The sequence below is a fragment of the Actinomadura parmotrematis genome (assembly GCF_019458805.1).
Taxonomy (GTDB): Bacteria; Actinomycetota; Actinomycetes; order Streptosporangiales; family Streptosporangiaceae; genus Spirillospora; species Spirillospora parmotrematis.
This window is the reverse complement of sequence record NZ_JAIBOA010000030.1, coordinates 62,311-83,129: the sequence shown is the minus strand read 5'-3', so window position 1 is coordinate 83,129 and position 20,819 is coordinate 62,311. Positions and strand designations below refer to the sequence as shown.

Here is a 20,819-nt window from a genome sequence, read left to right as displayed (position 1 = left end):
CCCTGCCAGGATGAGACAAAAGGGATCACTTATCTCACGATGCGCGGGAGGACGGCGTGGAGCGCACCAACACCGAGTTCGAGCTGCGCGGGGTCAACCACCTCGCCCTGGTGTGCCGGGACATGAAGGCCACCGTCGACTTCTACTCCGGCGTCCTCGGCATGCCGCTGATCAAGACCATCGAGCTGCCGATGGGCTGGGGGCAGCACTTCTTCTTCGACTGCGGGGGCGGCAACGCGCTCGCCTTCTTCTGGTTCCCCGACGCCCCCGAGGCGGTGCCGGGCGTGTCGGCGCCGAAGAACCTGCCCGACCGGGGCGAGCTCGTGTCGGCGTGCGGCTCGATGAACCACATCGCCTTCGACGTGGCCCCCGAGAAGATCGAGGAGTACCGCGACCGGCTCGTCGCCAAGGGCATCGACGTCGGCACGCTGCTGAACCACGACGACAGCGAGTTCGGCGTCGCGCCCAAGGTGCACGACGGGGTGTTCGTGCGCTCCATCTACTTCAAGGACCCCGACGGCGTCCTCGTGGAGTTCGCCGCCTGGACGCGCGAGCTGGACCGCCCCGAGGACGTGCGGCACGAGCCGAAGACCGCCGGCGACCGCACCGCCTGACGCCCCCGCCCGACGCGCCCGCCCCCTTCCCCCGCCCCTCATCGAAAGGCTGCCCAGCGTGCCCAGACTCCGCCAGGTGGACCGTGCCGAGGCCACCGAGCGCGACGACAAGCTCGTCCTGTTCTTCTACGACCGGCTCTTCGGCGAGGACCGCGACCCGGTGGCGCAGCCGGGCACCGCGACCGGCTCGCCGGGCGACTGGTGGACGGTGTTCGCGCTGGACCACGCGGTGTTCAAGCACGCCGTCGAGGGCTTCGGGGTGTACCGCGGCGTGAAGCTCGACCCGGTGCTGCGCGAGCTCGGCCAGACCCGCGCCGGGTGGACGCGCGGCAGCCAGTTCGTCTACTCCCAGCACTGCAAGCAGATGCGGGCGCTCGGCGTCCCCGACGCCAAGGTCGCCGCGATCGCCGGCTGGGAGGTCTCCGGCGAGTTCTCCCCCGTGGAGCGGGCCGTGCTCGCCTACACCGACGCGCTCGTGCTGAACGGCGGCCGCGTCCACGACGCGGTGTTCGCGGCGCTGAAAGAGCACCTGCCCGACGAGCAGATCCTGGAGCTCACCTACGTCGTCTGCCTGTACGAGATGCACGCGACGATGGCGCGCGCCCTGCGGCTGGAGTTCGACGACCGCGACGACCCGGTCACCGAGGTCGACGCGCCCGAGGGCTACGGCGCCCGCGACATCGCCGACGACCTCGCCGGCCCGCGCCGGGCGGGCTGACGGCCGCGGCACGACAAGATCACGACGGGTGGGGCCGGCCGGTCCCACCCGTCGCGCGTTCCCCCTCCCCACCTGCGGTTTCAGATGCTGGAACGCTCCAGGCAAGTCGTTCCGCGTCCGATATCGGCCTGTGACCGCCGGATGTATAGGCTCGCGCCACCCAACCCCTGGAAGGGGCCGTCTCACCATCCGGACGGCTCCGACGACGCGACGAGGAGGGCCCATGGCTTCGCCAGAGCCCGCACGGCCACGGCGCACCGACCGCAGTCACTGGAACTGGCTGCTGGTCGTCCCCGTGGTCCTGCCCCTGCTGACCTTCCTGTTCAACAGCGACTCCCCCCGCCTCGCGGGCTTCCCCGCCTTCTACTGGATCCAGTTCGCCTTCATCCCGCTCGGCGTCGCCTGCACGGTCGCGGTGTACCTCGCCACGCGGAAGGGGGACCGGGAGTGAGCGGTTCGCACACCACCGAGCTGGTCGTCTTCATCGCCCTGTTCGCCCTGGTCAGCGGCATGGGCTTCGTCGCGGCGCGGTGGCGCCGCCCCGACACCATGCACAGCCTGGACGAGTGGGGCCTCGGCGGCCGCAGCTTCGGCAGCTGGATCACCTGGTTCCTCATCGGCGGCGACCTGTACACCGCCTACACCTTCGTCGCCGTCCCCGCCCTGGTGTTCGGCGCGGGCGCGGCGGGCTTCTACGCGGTGCCCTACACCATCGTGGTGTACCCGCTGGTCTTCCTCGTGCTGATCCGGCTCTGGTCGGTCTCGCACGTCCACGGGTTCGTCACGCCCGCCGACTTCGTGCGGGCGCGGTTCGGGTCGCCCGGCCTCGCGCTCGCGGTGGCCGTCACCGGCATCGTCGCGACGATGCCCTACATCGCGCTGCAGCTCGTCGGCATCCAGGCGGTGCTGACGGCCATGGGCGTGAGCGGGCACTGGCCGATCGTCATCGCGTTCGTGATCCTGGCGGCCTACACCTACCAGTCGGGCCTCCGCGCGCCCGCGCTGATCGCGTTCGTCAAGGACGTGCTCATCTACGTCGTCATCATCGTCGCGGTGCTCTACATCCCCGGCAAGCTCGGCGGCTGGGGGCACGTGTTCGACGCGGCCCAGGCCAAGTTCGACAAGACGCCGGCGCCCGCCGACGGCGTCCTGCTGAACGGCACCAACCAGCTCAACTACGCGATGCTGGCGCTCGGCTCGGCGCTCGCGCTGTTCCTCTACCCGCACAGCGTGACGGGCGTGCTGGCCAGCAGGAACCGCAACGTCATCAAGCGGAACATGGCGGCGCTGCCGGCCTACAGCTTCGTGCTCGGCCTCATCGCGCTGCTCGGCCTCATGGCGATCGCGGCGGGCGTGAAGCCGCTCACCACCGACGGCAAGCCCGACACCAACACCATCGTGCCGGTGCTGTTCGACCACATGTTCCCGAGCTGGTTCGCCGGCCTCGCCTACGCCGCCATCGGCATCGGCGCGCTGGTCCCCGCCGCGATCATGTCGATCGCCGCGGCCAACCTGTTCACCCGCAACATCTACAAGGAGTACCTGAAGCGGGACGCCACCGAGCGGCAGGAGGCCACCGTCTCCAAGATCGTCTCGCTGGTGGTCAAGGTCGGCGCGGTGCTCTGCATCCTGCTGCTGGACCCCGAGTTCTCCATCGACCTGCAGCTCATCGGCGGCGTCATCATCCTGCAGACGCTGCCGGCGGTCGGGCTCGGCCTGCTCACCCGCTGGTTCCACCGGTGGGCGCTGCTCGCCGGCTGGGCGGCGGGCCTCGTCGCGGGCATGTGGATGCTCTACACGATCCCGAACGTCGCCAAGGGCAAGGAGCACTTCGGCGGCTCGGCGTTCGACCTCGGCAAGCTCGGGCTCGACACCAAGATGACGGTCTACGTCGGCATGCTGGCGCTCGCCGTCAACCTGGCCGTCGCGGCCGCCGGCACGCTCGTCCTGCGGGCCGCCAAGGCGGCCGACGGCGAGGACGCGACCGGCGTCGACGATTACCTGGCCGACGAGGGCGACCCCCGCGTCAAGGACCTGGACGTCGCCGCCAGTACCTGACGTCCGACGGGCGCCCGGCCGGACGCCGCACGGAGGCGTGGCCCCGCGGGGGTCACGCCTCCGCCGCTTTTGGGACAGAATGCGATTCTAGTCGTTGCCGAGTGAGGAGAGCCGGTCCCATGAGCTTCGAGGTCCCCGCGTCCGTCCGCCCCGTCCGCGACGCCGTGCACGCCTTCATGACCGAGCGGGTGGAGCCCGCCGAGCCCGTCCTCGACGCCGGCGGCGAGGAGGCCGCCGCGCTGCTGCGCGACCTGCAGCGCGAGGCCAAGGCCGAGGGCCTCTGGGCGCTCGGCCACCCGCGCGAGATCGGCGGCGGCGGCCTGCCGTTCCTGGACTACGTCTACGTCAACGAGGTGCAGGGCCGCAGCGAGTACGGGCAGATCGCCCTCGGCACCTTCACGCTGCAGGACTCGCTGATGCTGCACCGGCACTCCTCGGGCGCCCAGCGCGACCGGTTCCTCAAGCCGCTCGTGCAGGCCGAGATCTACCCGAGCTTCGCGATGACCGAGCCCGGCATCTCCAGCTCCGACCCCACCCAGCTCGCCACCACCGCGACGCTGGCCGGCGGGCACTGGACGATCCGCGGCCGCAAGTGGTTCACCACCCTGGCCGACCGCGCCGCCTACACCACCGTCATGTGCCGGACCGAACCCGAGGGCACGCCGCCGCACCTGGCGTTCAGCATGATCCTGGTGCCGACCGACACGCCCGGCTACACCCACGTCCGCGACACCCCCGTGCTCGGCCTGGAGGGCGGGCACTGCGAGGTCGTCTACGACGACGTGCGGGTGCCCGAGGACCACCTGCTCGGACCGCGCGGGCACGGCTTCGTCATCGCGCAGGAGCGGCTCGGGCCCGGCCGGATCTTCCACTGCATGCGCTTCCTCGGCCAGGCGCAGCGCGCCTTCGACCTCATGTGCGCGCGGCTGCACGACCGCACCGCGTTCGGCGAGCCGCTGCACCGCAAGCAGCTCATGCAGCAGCACGTGTTCGACTCCTACGCCGAGATCCAGTCGTCCCGGCTGCTCACCCTGCACGCCGCCCACCGCATCGACGCCGGCGACCAGGCGCGGGTGGAGATCGGCGTCATCAAGGTCGCGGCGGCGCGGATGCTCAACCACGTGATCGACCGGGCGATCCAGGTGCACGGCGCCGAGGGCCTCACCCCCGACACCCCGCTGGACCGCATGTACCGGCACGCCCGCGCGGGCCGCATCTTCGACGGCCCGGACGAGGTGCACGTGACGAGCACCGCGCGGCGCATCCTCAAGGAGTACGGCGAGGGGCGCACCTGGGAGTTCGGGCTGCGCTGACCGGCCCGCGCCGCTGATCAAGTTCCGCAAGAGACGGCAAAGAAAGTCCCGGCCCCGCCTGCCCGGCGCCCGACTTGGGAATCACGTCGAGAACGAGACGATGATCGCAAGTGGCATCATTCGGGGGGAAGAGTCGCTATGAGAGCCGCCGCTCGCGCGGGCCTGATGACGGGCGCCGCACTGCCGGGACTGCTGCTGGCCGTCCCGGCCGCGCACGCCGACGACCTGGACATCGATCCCTACACCGTCCGGCCGGACCAGAACGTGACGGTGTCGGGCGGCTGCCAGGCCGGCGACCGCTACGTCAGCGTCTCCGGCGCGGCGAGCGGGCAGGGGAACGTCAACGACGGGTGGTTCAGCATCCAGGCGAGGGTGAACCGGAGCAAGGCCGGCACCTACACCATCACCGCCAAGTGCATCACCTCCGGCTACAGCCAGGACGGCACCGTCAAGGTGACGACGAAGAAGTCCTCGTCCGACGACGACGACCCCTCGGGCGGCGCGGCGACCGGAGGTGGCGGCGCGGCCGATATCGGCGGCCCCGAGGCTCCGTGGGCGCCCGTCGGCGGGGCGCTGCTCGCGGGCGGCGTCGGCATCGGCGCGGTCGTGCTGGTGCGGCAGCGCGCCCGTGGCCGCGGCTGAGCGGGGCTACCTGGTCGCGGGCGCGATCGCGCTGCTCGGCGTGATCGCGCTCGGCCAGGGGATGGACGCCACCGGCGAGGCGCACGAGTACCGCGACCTCGGCGGCCCGAAGGCGCTCTGGCGCATCCCGGACGGCCCGGCGCTGGCGTTCTCGCCGCCCGCCCGCCTGCAGATCCCCGACATCGGGGTGGACGCGGCGACGATGCGGGTCGGGCGGAACGGCGACGGCTCGGTGCAGGTGCCGCCGTTCTCGGCGGCCGCCAAGGCCGGCTGGTACGAGCACGGCCCCGCGCCCGGCAGCAGGGGCCCGGCCGTCGTCCTCGGCCACTACGACGACACCGCCGGGCCCGCCGTCTTCTACAAGCTGAAGAGGCTGAAGCCGGGCGCGGTCGTGAAGGTCGTCCGCAAGGACAGGTCGGTCGCGCTGTTCAGCGTCGACGCCGTCGAGCAGGTGCGCAAGTTCGAGTTCCCGCGCAGCCGCGTGTACGGCGAGGTCCGCTACGCCGGGCTCCGGCTCGTCACCTGCGGCGGCTCCTACAACGGCGCCGAGCACTCCTACCGCGACAACGTGATCGTGTACGCGCACCTCAGCGGCGAGCGCTGAGCGCCCGCCCCGGGCGGGACGGGCGCGGGGGCGCGTCAGGCGCGCCCGTAGGCGTCCTCCAGCCGCTCGATGTCGTCCTCGTCGAAGTCGCCGAAGGCGATCTCCAGGACGCGCACGGCCGGGCCGGCGGAGCCGATCCGGTGCGTCTGCCCGGCCCGGACGAGCACCCGGTCGCCGGGGGCGGGCTCGATCCGCTCGCCGCCCACCTCGAACACCGCGCCGGCGTCGAGCGCGACCCACAGCTCGTCGCGGTGGCGGTGCCGCTGGAGGCTGAGGCGCTGCCCGGCGTCCACGTGAATGATCTTCACGGTGGTCGGCTCGTTCAGCGTGAAGCGCTCGAAGGCGCCCCAGGGGCGGCGCTCGGTCTCCACCTCGGGCTCGGGGCGCAGGTCGGTCGGCACGGTCTACCTCGGGATCGTCGGTCGGGGAACGGTCGGGGAACGGTCAGGGCACGCGGTCGTGCACGGCGGCCGCGGCGGGGAGGCCGTCGAGGATCAGGTCGGCCAGGCCGTCCACCACGGCGGCGCGGGCCACCTCGCCGCTGTGGTCGAGCCACCAGTCGCCGGCGGTCTGCACCATGCCGACGACGGCGTGGCCCCACACCTGCGCGCGCACCCGGTCCGCGGGGCCGGCCGCCCCGCCCTCGGCGGCCATGACCTCGGCCAGGGCGCGGCCGACCTCGCGGATCATCGTGCTCATCGCGCTGTGCGTGGCCGCGTCCTCGGCGCTCGCCCGGTGCATGAGGAAACGGTACAGGTTCAGGTTGGCCGAGATCGTGGCGAGGTAGGTGTCGATCGTCGAGCGGGTCCGGTCGCGGATCGGGCCGGGGCGCGAGAACTCGGCCCGGATGCCCTCCAGCAGCTTGCGCGTGTGGCGCTCGGCGAGCGCCTGGTAGAGGCCGCTCTTGTCGCCGAAATGGCGGTACAGGATGGGCTTGCTGATGCCGGCCTCGGCCGCGATGGAGGCCATCGACGCGCCCGGCCCCTCCCGCTGGATGACCCGGTCGGCGGCCTCCAGCAGGGCGCGGCGGCGGCCCGGGTCGCGCCGGGCGCCGACCGGGGAGGTCATGACCCGGCCGCCGCGCCGCGCCGCGGCCGGCGCGGCGGGGACGCGGGGTGCGGAATGCGGGGTGCGGCCATACCCGCACGCTATCCGCGGGTGTTACCCGGTGACAACAGCCGCGCGTCCGGACACGCACCGCTACCCCCTTCCCCGGCACGACACACCTCACCCTGAGTGATCAATTGCTCGCCTCTCCGTCACTCTCCGTCCATACTTCAACGTGATCACCCGTCCCCGCCACCACTCCGAGGTGAGTCCCGTGCACGCTCCCGCCGAGCCCGCCAGCGTCCGCGTCCTGCAGCGCGTGGAGCTGTGCGACACCGACGTGACCGGCCACTACCACCACTCCACCGTGATCCGGTGGGTGGAGTCGGCCGAGCAGACCCTGCTGCACCGGCTCTGCCTGGACTACCTGCCGGTCATGCCCCGGGTGAACTACTCCGCCGCCTACAAGGCGCGGCTCTGGCGGCACGAGGTGGTCCAGACCCGGCTGCGGGTGAGCGCGGTCGGCCGCACGTCCCTGCGCTACCAGTTCGATGTGACGACCGGCGGCGCGCCGTCGGTGGAAGGAGTCCTGACCGTGGTGAAGGTGGATCCCGAGACCGGCGCGACCCGCTCGTGGAGCGACATCGAGCGCAAGCTGCTGCTGGAGTCGGGCGAGCAGGAGGGCGACTTCCTCGCGCGCTTCCCCGCCCTGCCGGTGCGGCGCGACCCGAGCACCGTGCCGATGCCGCGCCCGGCGGGCGACCGGTGGGGCATCGGCTTCGGCTGACCGGCGCCCCGCCCGCCCGGCCCGCCCGTCAGGCCGGGCCGAGCCGGGTGAACAGCAGCGCGTGGTCGGAGGCGGGCGCGTCGCGGCGGGCCGCCGGGTCGTCGCCGACCGACGGCAGCCCGCCCCCGCCCGCGCGCAGCGTGCGCACCTCGGCGGCCCGGCCGAGCAGCGCGCGCGAGACGAGCAGGTGGTCGATCAGCTCGCGGCGGCCCCGGTAGACGCGCGAGTAGCGCTCGTCCTCGGGGATGCGGGGCGCCAGGTTCCACAGGCGCGCCCCGTCGCCCCCGTCGGGCCGGTCCGCGCCCGGCGTGCCGAGCTCGGAGCCGGGCGGGCCGAGCAGGATCTGCGTGGTCGCGGCCTCCGGGCCGTCGTTCAGGTCCCCCATGACGACCACCTGCCGCTCCTCGCCCCGGCCCTCCAGCAGCCGGTCGGCGAGGGCCCGCGCGGTGACCGCCTCGGCCGTCCGCCGGTACAGGGCGTAGGCCGCGACCCGCGCCCGCTCCCCCTCGTCGGCCGGCTGGAACCGCGGCCGCCCCGAGGGGCCCGGCGGGAACGACAGCAGCTTGCTCTTCAGGTGCGCGGCGACGAGCACCAGCGCGCCGCCGCCCGCCTCGGCGACCCGGACGGCGAGCAGGCCGCGCCCCGCCCGCCGGATCGCCTCGCCGCCGTCGCCGCTCTGCACCGGGCCGAGCCCGTCGGGGAAGGCCGCGGTGTCGGCGACGACCTCGAAGGGCAGCCGGGACAGGAACCCGACCCGGATCGGATGCCCGGACTCGTAGTGCGCCGAGGTGACCTGCTGCCAGTCGCCGCCGAGCCGGCCGGCGAGCTCGGCGAGCGCCGCCGTCTCGCCGACCTCCTGGACCGCGAGCACGTCGGCGCCGGACGCGGCGACCGCGGCGGCGAGGCCGGCCAGCTTGGCGTCGTAGGCGCCCTGGTCGCGCGGGCCGAACGGGCCCCCCGGCCGGAAGAGGTTCTCCAGGTTCCACGTGCCGACCGTCGTCATGGCCGCTCCCGGCTGCTCGGCTCCACCCGTCCTGCGGCCAGGCTGGCACAAATACCCCCGTAAGCCACATGTCCTGGCCGGGTCAGGTCGGCGCAGCGTCCGCTAGGATCGAGGTCCGGCCGAGAGGCGCTGCAACGGGCCCCGCCCGCCACGCTCGGTCCGGCCCGCGTACTCCACCCACGTACTGCAAGGGCGCCTCCCGTACAGGGAGGCGACGGGATGCGGACCTCTGCACTGCGCGACCTGCTGGACGAGCGGGTCGCCGTCCTCGACGGCGCCTGGGGCACGATGCTCCAGGGCGCCGGGCTGACCCCGGCCGACTACCACGGCGCCGAGTTCGCCGCGCACACCCACGACGTCGTCGGCGACCCGGACCTGCTGAACATCACCCGGCCCGACCTGGTCCTCGACGTGCACCGCCGCTACCTCGCGGCCGGCGCCGACATCACCACCACCAACACCTTCACCGCCACGAGCATCGGGCAGGCCGACTACGGCCTCCAGGGCCGCGTCGCGGAGATGAACCTGCGCGGCGCGCGGCTCGCCCGGCAGGCCGCCGACGAGGCGGGCGGCCGGTTCGTCGCCGGGTCGGTCGGCCCGCTCAACGTCACCCTGTCGCTGTCGCCCAAGGTCGAGGACCCCTCCTACCGGGCGGTGACCTTCGACGACGTCAAGGCCGCCTACGCCGAGCAGATGGCGGCGCTCGCCGAGGGCGGCGTCGACCTGCTGCTCATCGAGACGATCTTCGACACGCTGAACGCCAAGGCCGCGGTCGCCGCCGCCCGCGAGGTCGCGCCGGACCTGCCGCTGTGGATCTCGGTGACGATCGTCGACCGGTCCGGCCGCACCCTGTCGGGGCAGACCGTCGAGGCGTTCTGGACCTCGGTCGCGCACGCCGAGCCGCTCGTCGTCGGGGTGAACTGCGCGCTCGGCGCCGCCGAGGCCCGGCCGCACGTCGCCGAGCTGTCGCGGCTCGCCGGCACCTACACCGCCTGCCACCCGAACGCCGGCCTGCCGAACGCCTTCGGCGGCTACGACGAGGCGCCGGACGAGACCGCCGCGCTGCTCGGCGGGTTCGCCGAGGACGGCCTCGCCAACATCGTCGGCGGCTGCTGCGGCACCACCCCCGCCCACATCGAGCGGATCGCCGCGGCCGTCAAGGGCGTCCCGCCGCGCCGCGTGCCGCGCCGCTCGGCGGCGACCCGGTTCAGCGGCCTGGAGCCGTTCGAGATCGGCCCCGACACCGGCTTCGTCATGATCGGCGAGCGCACCAACGTCACCGGCTCGGCCCGGTTCCGGCGGCTGGTGGAGGCCGGCGACCACCAGGCGGCCGTGGACGTGGCGCTGGAGCAGGTCCGCGGCGGCGCCAACCTCATCGACGTCAACATGGACGCCGACCTGCTGGACGGCGCGGAGGCGATGACCGCCTTCCTCAACCTGCTCGCCACCGAGCCCGAGGCGGCCCGGCTCCCCATCATGATCGACAGCTCGCGCTGGAGCGTGCTGGAGGCCGGGCTGAAGTGCGTGCAGGGCAAGGGCGTCGTCAACTCCATCAGCCTGAAGGAGGGCGAGGGCCCGTTCCTGGAGCAGGCCCGGCTGGCCCGCTCCTACGGCGCCGGCGTCGTCGTTATGGCCTTCGACGAGCGCGGCCAGGCCGACACCGCCGACCGCAAGGTGGAGATCTGCGGCCGCGCCTACGACCTGCTGACCGGCATCGGGTTCCCGCCCGAGGACATCGTCTTCGACCCCAACGTGCTCGCCGTCGCGACCGGCATCGCCGAGCACGACGGGTACGCCAAGGCGTTCCTGGACGCGCTGCCGCGCATCAAGGAGCGCTGCCCCGGGGCCCGCACCAGCGGCGGCGTGTCCAACCTGTCGTTCTCCTTCCGCGGCAACGACGCGGTGCGCGAGGCCATGCACGCGGCGTTCCTGTTCCACGCGGTGCGCGCCGGCCTGGACATGGGCATCGTCAACGCCGGCCAGCTCGCCGTCTACCAGGACGTCCCGGCCGACCTGCTGGAGCTCGTCGAGGACGTGCTGTTCGCCCGGCGCCCCGACGCGACCGACCGCCTGGTCGCCTTCGCCGCTACGGTGAGCGGCGGCGGCACCCGCCGCGAGGTGGACCTGTCGTGGCGGGACGCGCCCGTCGGCGAGCGCCTGTCGCACGCCCTCGTGCACGGCGTCGTCGACTTCGTCGAGGAAGACACCGAGGAGGCCCGCCTGCTGGCGGGCCGGCCGCTGGAGGTCATCGAGGGCCCGCTCATGGACGGCATGAAGATCGTCGGCGACCTGTTCGGGGCCGGCCAGATGTTCCTGCCGCAGGTGGTGAAGAGCGCCCGGGTGATGAAGCGGGCCGTCGCCTACCTCGAGCCGTTCATGGAGGCCGAGCGCGCCGCGGGCGCCGGCCGCGGCGCCGGCAAGGTCGTGCTCGCCACCGTCAAGGGCGACGTGCACGACATCGGCAAGAACATCGTCGGCGTCGTCCTCGGCTGCAACGGCTACGAGGTCGTGGACCTCGGCGTCATGGTCCCGGCCGCCACGATCCTGGACACCGCCGTCGCCGAGGGCGCCGACGCGATCGGCCTGTCCGGGCTGATCACCCCGTCACTGGACGAGATGGCGGCGGTCGCCGCCGAGATGGACCGGCGCGGCCTGGCGATCCCGCTGCTGATCGGCGGCGCGACCACCTCGCGCCAGCACACCGCCGTCAAGATCGCGCCCGCCTACGGCGGCGACACCGTTCACGTGCTGGACGCCTCGCGCGTCGTCGGCGTGGTCGCCGACCTGCTGGACGACGGCCGCGCCGCCGCGTTCGGCGAGCGCAACCGCGCCGAGCAGGCGCGGCTGCGCGACCAGCACGCCGCGCGGCGCCACACCCCGATGCTGGCGTTCGAGGAGGCCCGCGCCAACCGCGAAACGGTCGCGTTCGGCGACCTGCCGGTGCCCGGGTTCACCGGCGTCCGCGAGGTCGCGCCCTCGCTGGCCGAGCTCCGCGAGATGATCGACTGGACGTTCTTCTTCCTCGCCTGGGAGCTGAAGGGCCGCTACCCGGCGATCCTGGAGCGGCCCGCCGCGCGCGAGCTGTTCGACGACGGCACCGCCCTGCTCGACGAGATCGTCGCCGCGGGCTCGCTGGAGACGCGCGGCGTCTACGGGTTCTGGCCCGCCCGCTCCGACGGCGAGGACCTGGTGGTGGACGGCGTCCGGATGCCGATGCTGCGCCAGCAGACCGCCAAGCCCGACGGCCGCCCCAACCGCAGCCTCGCCGACTACGTCGCGCCCGAGGGCGACCACCTCGGCGGGTTCGCGGTGACCGTGCACGGCGCGGACGCCCTCGCCGCCGCCTACCAGGCCGACCACGACGACTACCGGTCGATCATGGTGAAGGCGCTCGCCGACCGCCTCGCCGAGGCGTTCGCCGAATGGACGCACCTGCGGATGCGCCGCGAGTGGTTCGAGCCGGGCGCCGACCCCGACCTCGCCGACCTGCACGCCGAGCGCTTCCGCGGCATCCGGCCGGCCCTCGGCTACCCGGCGAGCCCCGACCACAGCCTGAAGCGGGAGCTGTTCGGCCTGCTGGACGCCGGCCGGGCCGGCATCGGGCTCACCGAGAGCTGCGCCATGACCCCGGCGGCCAGCGTCAGCGCCCTCGTCCTCGCCCACCCCGACGCGCGCTACTTCACCGTCGGCCGCGTCGGCGCCGACCAGGCCGAGGACTACGCGCGCCGCCGCGGGCTCCCCTACGCCGAGGTGGAGCCCTGGCTCCGCCCGAACCTCGGGTAGTCCCCGGGCTCGGCTACACTTCCCGGAGCGAAGGGGAGTAGTCCTGCGACACCGCTGGTCGACACACTGGGAGCCCTCGGGCGACCCGGCCACCGGGCCCGCGCCGCCGCGAGGCGGCCGGGCGGACGAGACCTTCGGCACCGGCATGACCACGGCCCGCGCGCCCGCGCGGGCCGCACCGTCGTGCCGGGCCGAGTGGTCCGTCCCCGCCGCCCCTCCCGCGGCGAACGCCCGGAACGCGCGGCCCGGCCCCGGCAGAAGGCACCGCGCATGTCCCTCGACCCCCTGGCGATCCTCACCGCCTTCGGGCTGATCTTCCTCGCCGAGCTCCCCGACAAGACGATGTTCGCCTCCCTCGCCATGGGCACCCGGATGCGGCCGCTCTACGTGTGGTTCGGCACCTCCACCGCGTTCCTCGTGCACGTCGCGCTCGCCGTCGGCGCCGGCAGCCTGCTCGGCCTGCTGCCGGGCACGCTCGTCAAGCTCGTCTCGGCGGCGCTGTTCGCCTTCGGCGCGGTCGTCCTGCTGCGCGGCTCGGGCGGCGACGACGATGACGCGCCGGACCGTACCGTGACGGGGTTCTGGCCCGTCTACGGCACCGCCTTCACCGCCGTCTTCATCAGCGAGTGGGGCGACCTCACCCAGATCACCACCGCGAACCTGGCCGCCACCAACGGCTGGCTGCCCACCGCGATCGGCTCCGCGCTCGCCCTCATGTCGGTCTCGGCCCTCGCCCTGCTGGCGGGCCGCTTCATCGCCCGCAAGGTGCCCCTGAAGACCGTCCAGCGCATCGGCGGCCTCTGCATGGCCGCCCTCGCCGTCTGGACCCTCGCCGAAATCGCCCTGGGCTGACCGCGAACGCGGCGGGCGGCCGTGGGACGATCGGCTCGGCCCCCTGCCGAAGGAGACGCCCGTGCACGACGAACTGGCCGACCGCTTCCTGGCCGCCATCACCGGTGGCGACGTGGAGACGCTGCGCTCTCTCTACGCGCCGGACGCGCTCATCTGGCACAACGGTCCGGAGGCGGGCGGCGCCGAGCAGAGCGTGGAGGACAACCTGCGGACGCTGCGCTGGCTGTCGCGGCACCTGGACGACTTCCGCTACGAGGACGTCCGCCGCGACGCGCTGCCGGACGGCTTCGTGCAGCGGCACGTCCTGCGCGGCACGCTGCGCGACGAGGCGCGCACCCGGATCGAGATGGCCGCCTGCCTGTTCGTCACCGTGGACGGCGCCGGCCGCATCGCGCGCATCGAGGAGTACGCCGACACCCGCGGCGCCGACCCGCTGCGCGACCTCGTCGCCGCCCAGCTCGCCGCGCGCTCATGAGCTCCCTGGCCACCGCGCTCGCCGCCCGGCTGTCCGCGGCCGTGACGGACCTGCACCGCCTGTCGGGCGGGGCGAGCCGGGAGACCTGGGCGTTCGAGGCGGACGGCCGGCCGCTGGTCCTGCGGCGCGAGCCGCCCGGCTCCCCCGACCCCACCGCGCTCGGCCGCGAGGCGGCGCTGCTCGCCTCGGCCGCCGCCGCGGGCGTCCCCGTCCCCGCCCTCGTCGACCACGGCGACGCGCTGGACGGCGCCCCCTACATGATCATGGAGCGGCTGGCCGGGGAGACGATCCCGCGCCGGCTGCTGCGCGACGAGCGGTTCGCCGGCGTCCGCCCGCGCCTCGCCCGCGAGCTCGGCGGCGTCCTCGCCCGCCTGCACACCATGGCCCCCGTCCCGGACCTGCCGGACGACGACCCGCTCACCGCCCTCACCGCCTACTACGAGGCGTTCGACGAGCCCCGCCCGGCCGTCGAGCTCGCCCTCCGCCACCTCGCCGAGCACCGCCCGGCGCCGTCGGGGCGCCGCACCGTCGTGCACGGCGACTTCCGCAACGGCAACCTGATGATCGGCCCCGGCGGCGTCGCCGGCGTGCTCGACTGGGAGCTCACCCACCTCGGCGACCCGGCCGAGGACCTCGGCTGGCTCTGCGTCAAGGCCTGGCGGTTCGGCTCCCCGCACCCGGCGGGCGGTTTCGGCTCCCGCGAGGACCTCCTGAAGGGCTACGCCGACGCGGGCGGCACCCCGCCCACACCCGAGGAACTGCACTGGTGGGAGGTCTACGGCACCCTGCGCTGGGCGGTCCTCTGCCGCCACCAGGCCGAGCGCTACCTGAGCGGCGCCGACACCTCCATCGAGTACGCCGCCCTCGGCCGGCGCGTCTGCGAGCAGGAGCACGACCTGCTCCTCGCCCTCGGTCTGACGTCCCCGGTCACCGTCCCCGACCCCCTCGACGGCGCCCCGTCCCCGCCCGCTCCCCCGCACGACCGCCCCGCCGCCGCCGAGCTCATCGACGCCGTCGGCCGGTTCCTGCTGGAGGCCGACCAGCAGGACGAGCGGCTGCGCTTCCTGTCCCGCGTCGCCGCCTCCACCCTCCGCATCGCCCGCCGCGAACTCCTCCTCGGCGACGCCCACCGGGCCGCCCACCAGGCCCGCCTGGCCCCCCTCGGCTGCGCCACCGACGCCGACCTCGCCCGCGCCGTCCGCACCGGCGCCCTGGACCACCGCGACGACGCCGTCGTCGCCGCCATCCGCGACGCGGTCATCGACAAGCTCACCGTCGCCAACCCCCGCCACCTCTCCCTCCCCGCCTAGGGAAGGGTTCGGCCCCGGTCGCGGCGTCGCTCGGGGCACTGAGGACGGCGCGGCCGGGGCCGGGTTCGGGAGGGGCGTTCCCGCTGGTGAGAGGGCTAGCGGACGGGGAGGCCGGTGATGGTGCGGCCGATGACCAGGCGCTGGATCTCCGAGGTGCCCTCGAAGATCGTGAAGATCTTGGAGTCGCGGTGCATGCGCTCCACGGGGTACTCGCGGGTGTAGCCGTTGCCGCCGAGGATCTGGATGGCCTCCTCGGTGATGCGGACGGCGGCCTCGGAGGCCATGAGCTTGGCCATCGAGCCCTCGGCGGCGGTGAACTCCTTGCCGTTGCGGGCCATCCAGGCGGCGCGGTGCACCATGAGGCGGGCCGCGTCGTACTGGCACTTCATGTCGGCCAGCTTGAACGCCACGGCCTGGAAGTCGCCGATCTTGCGGCCGAACTGCTCGCGCTCGCGCGCGTACTGCAGGGCGTAGTCGTAGGCCGCGCGGGCGACGCCGAGGGCCATCGCGCCGACCGTCGGGCGGGTCGTCTCGAAGGTCTTCATCGCGGCCTGGCCCTTGGCGCGCTGCCCCTCGCGGACGCGGGCGATGCGCTCGTCGAACTTGTCCTTGCCGCCGATGATGAGGGCGGCGGGCACGCGCACGTCGTCGAGGATGACCTCGGCGGTGTGCGAGGCGCGGATGCCGTGCTTCTTGAACTTCTGCCCCTGCCGGAGGCCCGGGGTGTTCGGCGGCACGATGAAGGACGCCTGGCCGCGCGAGCCGAGCTCTGGGTGCACCGAGGCGACGATCACGTGGACGTCGGCGATGCCGCCGTTGGTCGCCCAGGTCTTGGTGCCGTTCAGCACCCACTCGCCGGCGGCCTCGTCGTAGGAGGCGCGGGCCCGGATGGAGCCGACGTCGCTGCCGGCGTCGGGCTCGGAGGCGCAGAACGCGCCGAGCTTGACGTCGTCGGCGGTGCCGAACATCTGCGGGACCCACTCGGCGATCTGCTCGGGGGTGCCGACGGCGGCGACCGAGGCGGCCGCGAGGCCGGTGCCGACGATGGACAGGCCGATGCCGGCGTCGCCCCAGAACAGCTCCTCGAAGGCGACGGGGATGCCGAGGCCGGTCGGCTCCATCCACTGGGTCGCGAAGAAGTCCAGGGAGTAGATCCCGACCTTGGACGCCTCCTGGATGAGCGGCCAGGGGGTCTCCTCGCGCTCGTCCCACTCCTCGGCGGCGGGGCGGATCACGTCCTTGGCGAACTCGTGGACCCAGGACTGGACCTCGCGCACGTCCTCGCTGAGCTCCAGCGAGAAGGGCGTCGCCTCGGTGCTCGTCATTTATTGACCCTCTCTCCAATATGTCGTGTTACCAACGGTAGCACCTCGGGGTGCTACCGTTGGTAACACCGTGACAGGTGTCACCGGAGAGGGGCAAGCCTCAGGACAGCAGCGGCCGCCGCGCGGTGGCGTACCCCGCGACCTCGACCATGGGGGGCCGCTCGCCCACGGCGACGTCGCCGGTGCGGACCTCGTGCCCGGCGGCGGTGCGGCGGAACTGCACGAGCCCGGTCGAGGGCTCCTCCAGCGGCAGCATCCGGCCGTGCCGCTGGAGCCGCGACCAGGCGGTCAGCATGATCTGGCCGGACATCCGCCCGAGCGCCTCGGTGGACTGGTGCGAGTGCACCCGGCGGCCGAGGTCGACCTGGGCGATCGCGTCGAGGCCGGCCTCCCGGTGGACGTCGAGCAGCAGGCCGAGCTCGACGCCGTAGCCGGTGACGAACGGCAGCCGCTCCAGCAGCGACCGGCGGCCGGCGTACTCGCCGCCGAGCGGCTGCATGACCCCGGCCAGCTGCGGCCAGTGCAGGTTGATCAGCGGCCGGGCGACCAGCTCGGTGACGCGGCCGCCCGCGCCCTCGGCGGGGCGGTCGCCGGTGAGCAGCGGCCGGTCGTAGCAGCCCTTGACGTAGGCGACGGCGGGGTCGGCGAGCAGCGGGCCGAGCAGCCCGGTCACGTAGGCGGAGGAGAAGTCGCGCAGGTCGGCGTCCACGAACACCACGAGGTCCCCGCTGGTGGCGTAGAGCGCCTTCCAGAGCGCCTCGCCCTTGCCCGACATCCGCCCGGCTTCGGGCAGCACCTCGTCCTGGACGACGACGTCGGCGCCCGCCGCGGCGGCCACCTCGGCGGTGCGGTCGGTGGAGCGCGAGTCGACCACGACGATCTCGTCGACCAGCGGCGCCCGGTCCACCAGGTCGCGGCGGATCGCGCCCACGATCGCGCCGACGGTCTCCTGTTCGTCCCGGGCGGGCAGCACCACGCTGATCCGCGTCGACCCCTTGTTCTCGAGCAGGCTCCGCAGCGGCCAGTCCGCGACGGCACTGGTCCGGCGGCGCATCCACGAGGCGACCTCAGGCAGCACGCGTTCTCCCTCCCGTTCGGGCGACGTCCCCGATCCGGGCGCCCCCCTGTCTACTGGGAACGCCGTGTCAGCGCAGATCATTCACCGTCCGGGCCGAACCGAACCGCGCGACCCGAAGAGTTAACAACCCGACAACACGGCCGTCACGCCGCCCTCCGGATCACCCCGCGGCGTGCCGGTCCAGGAACGCGTAGACGTCGGCGTCGTCCACGCCGGGGAACGCGCCGGGCGGCAGCACCGACAGGACGTGCGAGTGGGCGCGCGCGGACGGCCAGACCATGCCCTCCCAGCGCTCGGCGAGCTCCTTCGGCGGCCGCTGGCAGCAGTCGCCGTCCGGGCACGCCGACCGGACGCGGTTGGTGGTCTCGCGGCCGCGGAACCAGCGCGAGTCCTCGAACCGGACGCCGAGGGTGATGGCGAAGTCGCGCTCGTGGCTCGGGTCGATGTGGGACAGGCACCAGTAGGTGCCGGTCGGGGTGTCGGTGTACTGGTAGTAGACCGAGAAGCGGTCCTCGGCGCCGAACACGTGCCGCCCCGCCCATTCGCGGCACATCCGCTGGCCCTCGATCGCGCCGTCCTCGTCCTGGGGGAAGACCAGGCCGTCGTTGGCGTAGGCCTTGTAGATGGTGCCGTTCTCGTCGTTCTTGGTGAAGTGCAGGTTCAGGCCGAGGTGGTGGGTCGCCACGTTGGTGAAGCGGTGCGCGGCCATCTCGTAGGACACCGAGAAGACGTCGGCGAGGTCCTCCACCGACAGCTCGCGGGCGTTCTTGGCCTCCTGGAGGAAGGGGACGACGGCCCGCTCGGGCATGAGGATGGCGGCGCCGAAGTAGTTGGCCTCCACCCGCTGGCGCAGGAAGTCGGCGAAGTCGCGGGGCTGGTCGTGGTCCAGCGCGATGTGCCCGAGGGTCTGGAGCAGGATGGTGCGCGGGGTGTGCATGCCGAGCTGCTCGCGCTCCAGGTAGATGCGGCGGTTGCGCAGGTCGGTGACCGAGCGGACCGAGCGCGGCAGGTCCTGGACGTACTGCAGGCTGAACCCGAAGTGCCCGACGAGGGTCATCAGCATGCCCTGGGAGACGGCGTTGCCGCGGTACCCGATGGCGTCCAGGGTCTGGGCGGCGACCTTCTCGATCTCGCCGAAGTAGTTGCCGCGCTCGTGCATCTGGCGGCGCAGCTCGGCGTTGGCCTTGCGCGCCTCCTCCGGGCTCGCGGTCGGCTTGGTGCGGCTGCGCCGCAGTTCGCCGTAGAGGGCGAGGATGTGCTCCAGGACCTCGTTCGGCAGCCGTTTGCCGACCTTCAGATGGGACAGACCGAGGGTGCGGTAGAGGGGGTCGCGCTGGGCCTCCTCCAGGGCGATCTCCAGCTGGGCGCGGCGGCTCGGCGGCTGCTTGCGCAGCAGCTCCTCGACCGGGACCTCCAGCGCCCCGGCGAGCGCCTGCAGCAGCGACAGCTTCGGCTCGCGGCGGCCGTTCTCCAGCAGCGAGAGCTGGCTCGGCGCCCGGCCGACGCGGTCGCCGAGGTCGGCGAGGGTCATGCCGCGGCTCCGGCGCAGGTGCCGCAGGCGCTGCCCGAAGGTGACGAGATCCACGTCACTCGTCAAGTTGAGGGGTTCTTCTGGCCGCAAGGTCGTCACCGCTTCATCGTAGCGGAAATTTCGCACTTCTTCTGTTACTCGCCGGTTCATTTCGGCTTCCCGATCGGGGCATAGTCGTGGTCAAGCACCCAGGGGACGACACAGAAGGGCGAGAACATGAGCGACAGTCGCCTCAAGGGCGCAGCCGACGAGCTGCGGCAGCAGTGGGCCACCGACGAGCGGTGGAAGGGCATCGAGCGGACCTACTCCGCCGAGGATGTCGTGAAGCTGCGCGGCTCGGTCCAGGAGGAGGCCACGCTGGCCCGCCTCGGCGCCGAGCGCCTGTGGAAGCTGCTGCACGAGGAGGACTACGTCCACTCCCTCGGCGCGCTCACCGGCATGCAGGCCGTCCAGCAGGTCAAGGCCGGCCTGAAGGCCATCTACCTGTCGGGCTGGCAGGTCGCCGCCGACGCCAACCTGGCCGGCCAGACCTACCCCGACCAGAGCATCTACCCGGCCAACTCGGTGCCGCAGGTGGTCCGCCGCATCAACAACGCCCTGCTGCGCGCCGACCAGGTGCAGTGGTCCGAGGGCAGCGGCGACGTCCACTACCTCGCCCCGATCGTGGCCGACGCCGAGGCCGGCTTCGGCGGCGTGCTGAACGCCTTCGAGCTGATGAAGGGCATGATCGCCGCCGGTGCGGCGGGCGTGCACTGGGAGGACCAGCTGGCCTCCGAGAAGAAGTGCGGCCACCTCGGCGGCAAGGTCCTCATCCCGACCTCGCAGCACATCAAGACCCTCAACACCGCCCGCCTCGCCGCGGACATCTCCAATGTGCCGTCCCTGATCATCGCGCGGACCGACGCCGAGGCCGCGACCCTGATCACGACGGACGTGGACGAGCGCGACCGCGAGTTCACCACCGGCGAGCGCACCGCCGAGGGCTTCTACCGGGTCCGCAACGGCATCGAGCCCTGCATCGCCCGCGCCAAGGCCTACGCGCCCTACTCCGACCTCATCTGGATGGAGACCGGCACCCCGGACCTGGAGCAGGCCCGCAAGTTCGCCGAGGCCGTCAAGGCCGAGTACCCGGACCAGATGCTGGCCTACAACTGCTCGCCCTCCTTCAACTGGAAGGCGCACCTGGACGACGCGACCATCGCCAAGTTCCAGCGCGAGCTCGGCCACATGGGCTTCAAGTTCCAGTTCATCACCCTGGCCGGGTTCCACGCCCTGAACCACGGCATGTTCGACCTGGCCTACGGCTACGCCCGCGAGGGCATGACGGCCTACGTCGAGCTGCAGGAGCGCGAGTTCGCCTCGGCCGACCGCGGCTTCACCGCCGTCAAGCACCAGCGCGAGGCCGGCACCGGCTACTTCGACCTGGTCAGCACCGCGATCGCGCCGGACTCGTCCACCACCGCGCTCAAGGGCTCCACCGAAGAGGGCCAGTTCCACTGATCGCCCCCTGACCGCAGGTCCCCTGTGAACCTCAGCTCTCAAGGCTCGAACTGAGGGCGGCCGGTCCCCGGACCGGTCATCGGAGGCCCCCGCCGATCCCTACACCTCGGCGGGGGCCTTCGCGCGTCCGCGCCCGGTCCCGGGCCGCCTCCCCCGCCGCCCGCGGCCATCCGCGGCCA

The 20,819-nt window shown here is 73.1% G+C and carries 19 protein-coding genes; 13 read left to right on the top strand and 6 right to left on the bottom strand.

Annotated features, from left to right (window positions below; genetic code table 11):
• Window positions 1-56 precede the first annotated feature (56 nt).
• The 7 genes from K1Y72_RS32640 to K1Y72_RS32610 all read left to right on the top strand — a co-directional run bounded on the left by K1Y72_RS32640 (window position 57) and on the right by K1Y72_RS32610 (window position 5,949).
• Window positions 57-614 (top strand): VOC family protein, encoded by a 558-nt coding sequence (locus K1Y72_RS32640; protein ID WP_220170385.1) that lies wholly within the window; start codon window positions 57-59, stop codon window positions 612-614.
• A gap of 76 nt (window positions 615-690) precedes the next feature.
• Window positions 691-1,332: a carboxymuconolactone decarboxylase family protein gene (locus K1Y72_RS32635; protein ID WP_308287337.1), complete on the top strand. Its 642-nt coding sequence runs from the start codon at window positions 691-693 to the stop codon at window positions 1,330-1,332.
• A 223-nt stretch (window positions 1,333-1,555) separates the two neighbouring features.
• Window positions 1,556-1,783, top strand: a complete 228-nt coding sequence (locus K1Y72_RS32630; RefSeq protein WP_220170383.1) for a DUF3311 domain-containing protein — start codon at window positions 1,556-1,558, stop codon at window positions 1,781-1,783.
• Window positions 1,780-3,390, top strand: coding sequence for a monocarboxylate uptake permease MctP (gene mctP, locus K1Y72_RS32625; RefSeq protein ID WP_308287336.1), 1,611 nt, complete (start codon window positions 1,780-1,782; stop codon window positions 3,388-3,390). Before K1Y72_RS32630 ends, mctP begins: the two co-directional genes overlap by 4 nt.
• A 119-nt stretch (window positions 3,391-3,509) precedes the next feature.
• Window positions 3,510-4,703, top strand: a complete 1,194-nt coding sequence (locus K1Y72_RS32620; RefSeq protein WP_220170382.1) for an acyl-CoA dehydrogenase family protein — start codon at window positions 3,510-3,512, stop codon at window positions 4,701-4,703.
• 138 nt (window positions 4,704-4,841) lie between these two features.
• On the top strand, window positions 4,842-5,345 hold the full coding sequence (locus K1Y72_RS32615) for a hypothetical protein (RefSeq protein ID WP_220170381.1): 504 nt from the start codon (window positions 4,842-4,844) through the stop codon (window positions 5,343-5,345).
• A complete protein-coding gene (locus K1Y72_RS32610) occupies window positions 5,332-5,949 on the top strand; it encodes a class F sortase (protein WP_308287335.1) in 618 nt (205 codons plus the stop codon). The genes K1Y72_RS32615 and K1Y72_RS32610 overlap by 14 nt, the downstream gene beginning before the upstream one ends.
• 35 nt (window positions 5,950-5,984) lie before the next feature.
• Here K1Y72_RS32610 and K1Y72_RS32605 read toward each other — a convergent pair whose 3' ends face one another.
• Both K1Y72_RS32605 and K1Y72_RS32600 read right to left on the bottom strand, forming a co-directional pair.
• Complete coding sequence (locus K1Y72_RS32605; RefSeq protein ID WP_220170380.1) at window positions 5,985-6,350, bottom strand: phosphomannose isomerase type II C-terminal cupin domain; 366 nt, start codon at window positions 6,348-6,350, stop codon at window positions 5,985-5,987.
• A 43-nt stretch (window positions 6,351-6,393) separates the two neighbouring features.
• A complete protein-coding gene (locus K1Y72_RS32600) occupies window positions 6,394-7,017 on the bottom strand; it encodes a TetR family transcriptional regulator (protein WP_220170379.1) in 624 nt (207 codons plus the stop codon).
• Between the two features lie 253 nt (window positions 7,018-7,270).
• Here K1Y72_RS32600 and K1Y72_RS32595 point away from each other — a divergent pair, with 253 nt between their 5' ends.
• A complete protein-coding gene (locus tag K1Y72_RS32595; protein ID WP_220170378.1) occupies window positions 7,271-7,783 on the top strand; it encodes an acyl-CoA thioesterase in 513 nt (170 codons plus the stop codon).
• 28 nt (window positions 7,784-7,811) lie between these two features.
• Here K1Y72_RS32595 and K1Y72_RS32590 read toward each other — a convergent pair whose 3' ends face one another.
• Window positions 7,812-8,786: an endonuclease/exonuclease/phosphatase family protein gene (locus K1Y72_RS32590; RefSeq protein ID WP_220170377.1), complete on the bottom strand. Its 975-nt coding sequence runs from the start codon at window positions 8,784-8,786 to the stop codon at window positions 7,812-7,814.
• 219 nt (window positions 8,787-9,005) lie between these two features.
• Here K1Y72_RS32590 and metH point away from each other — a divergent pair, with 219 nt between their 5' ends.
• The 4 genes from metH to K1Y72_RS32570 all read left to right on the top strand — a co-directional run bounded on the left by metH (window position 9,006) and on the right by K1Y72_RS32570 (window position 15,206).
• Complete coding sequence (gene metH / locus K1Y72_RS32585) at window positions 9,006-12,569, top strand: methionine synthase (protein ID WP_220170376.1); 3,564 nt, start codon at window positions 9,006-9,008, stop codon at window positions 12,567-12,569.
• A gap of 270 nt (window positions 12,570-12,839) precedes the next feature.
• Entirely contained in the window at window positions 12,840-13,421 is a 582-nt protein-coding gene (locus K1Y72_RS32580; RefSeq protein ID WP_220170375.1) for a TMEM165/GDT1 family protein, read from the top strand.
• A 61-nt stretch (window positions 13,422-13,482) separates the two neighbouring features.
• Window positions 13,483-13,896 (top strand): nuclear transport factor 2 family protein, encoded by a 414-nt coding sequence (locus K1Y72_RS32575; RefSeq protein WP_220170374.1) that lies wholly within the window; start codon window positions 13,483-13,485, stop codon window positions 13,894-13,896.
• On the top strand, window positions 13,893-15,206 hold the full coding sequence (locus K1Y72_RS32570) for a phosphotransferase family protein (RefSeq protein ID WP_258574331.1): 1,314 nt from the start codon (window positions 13,893-13,895) through the stop codon (window positions 15,204-15,206). The genes K1Y72_RS32575 and K1Y72_RS32570 overlap by 4 nt, the downstream gene beginning before the upstream one ends.
• Window positions 15,207-15,301: 95 nt before the next feature.
• On the opposite strand, the gene K1Y72_RS32560 is transcribed toward K1Y72_RS32570, so the two are convergent.
• From K1Y72_RS32560 to K1Y72_RS32550, 3 genes are all read right to left on the bottom strand, one after another.
• Window positions 15,302-16,531, bottom strand: a complete 1,230-nt coding sequence (locus K1Y72_RS32560) for an acyl-CoA dehydrogenase family protein (protein WP_220170373.1) — start codon at window positions 16,529-16,531, stop codon at window positions 15,302-15,304.
• A gap of 100 nt (window positions 16,532-16,631) precedes the next feature.
• A complete protein-coding gene (locus K1Y72_RS32555; RefSeq protein ID WP_220170372.1) occupies window positions 16,632-17,609 on the bottom strand; it encodes a glucosyl-3-phosphoglycerate synthase in 978 nt (325 codons plus the stop codon).
• Window positions 17,610-17,769: 160 nt separating this feature from the next.
• Window positions 17,770-19,206 carry an XRE family transcriptional regulator gene (locus K1Y72_RS32550; protein WP_220170371.1) on the bottom strand — a complete coding sequence of 479 codons (1,437 nt, stop codon included), beginning with the start codon at window positions 19,204-19,206 and terminating at the stop codon, window positions 17,770-17,772.
• Between the two features lie 150 nt (window positions 19,207-19,356).
• Here K1Y72_RS32550 and aceA point away from each other — a divergent pair, with 150 nt between their 5' ends.
• Window positions 19,357-20,640, top strand: coding sequence for an isocitrate lyase (gene aceA / locus K1Y72_RS32545; protein WP_220170370.1), 1,284 nt, complete (start codon window positions 19,357-19,359; stop codon window positions 20,638-20,640).
• Window positions 20,641-20,819: the final 179 nt, after the last annotated feature.

Bases quoted from the DNA above. Each gene is read 5' to 3' on its own strand.
- K1Y72_RS32570 (WP_258574331.1), top strand. From the start codon at position 13,893: ATGAGCTCCCTGGCCACCGCGCTCGCCGCCCGGCTGTCCGCGGCCGTG.
- K1Y72_RS32600 (WP_220170379.1), bottom strand. From the start codon at position 7,017: ATGACCTCCCCGGTCGGCGCCCGGCGCGACCCGGGCCGCCGCCGCGCC.
- K1Y72_RS32590 (WP_220170377.1), bottom strand. From the start codon at position 8,786: ATGACGACGGTCGGCACGTGGAACCTGGAGAACCTCTTCCGGCCGGGG.
- aceA (WP_220170370.1), top strand. From the start codon at position 19,357: ATGAGCGACAGTCGCCTCAAGGGCGCAGCCGACGAGCTGCGGCAGCAG.
- K1Y72_RS32560 (WP_220170373.1), bottom strand. From the start codon at position 16,531: ATGACGAGCACCGAGGCGACGCCCTTCTCGCTGGAGCTCAGCGAGGAC.
- K1Y72_RS32580 (WP_220170375.1), top strand. From the start codon at position 12,840: ATGTCCCTCGACCCCCTGGCGATCCTCACCGCCTTCGGGCTGATCTTC.
- metH (WP_220170376.1), top strand. From the start codon at position 9,006: ATGCGGACCTCTGCACTGCGCGACCTGCTGGACGAGCGGGTCGCCGTC.
- K1Y72_RS32630 (WP_220170383.1), top strand. From the start codon at position 1,556: ATGGCTTCGCCAGAGCCCGCACGGCCACGGCGCACCGACCGCAGTCAC.
- K1Y72_RS32615 (WP_220170381.1), top strand. From the start codon at position 4,842: ATGAGAGCCGCCGCTCGCGCGGGCCTGATGACGGGCGCCGCACTGCCG.
- K1Y72_RS32620 (WP_220170382.1), top strand. From the start codon at position 3,510: ATGAGCTTCGAGGTCCCCGCGTCCGTCCGCCCCGTCCGCGACGCCGTG.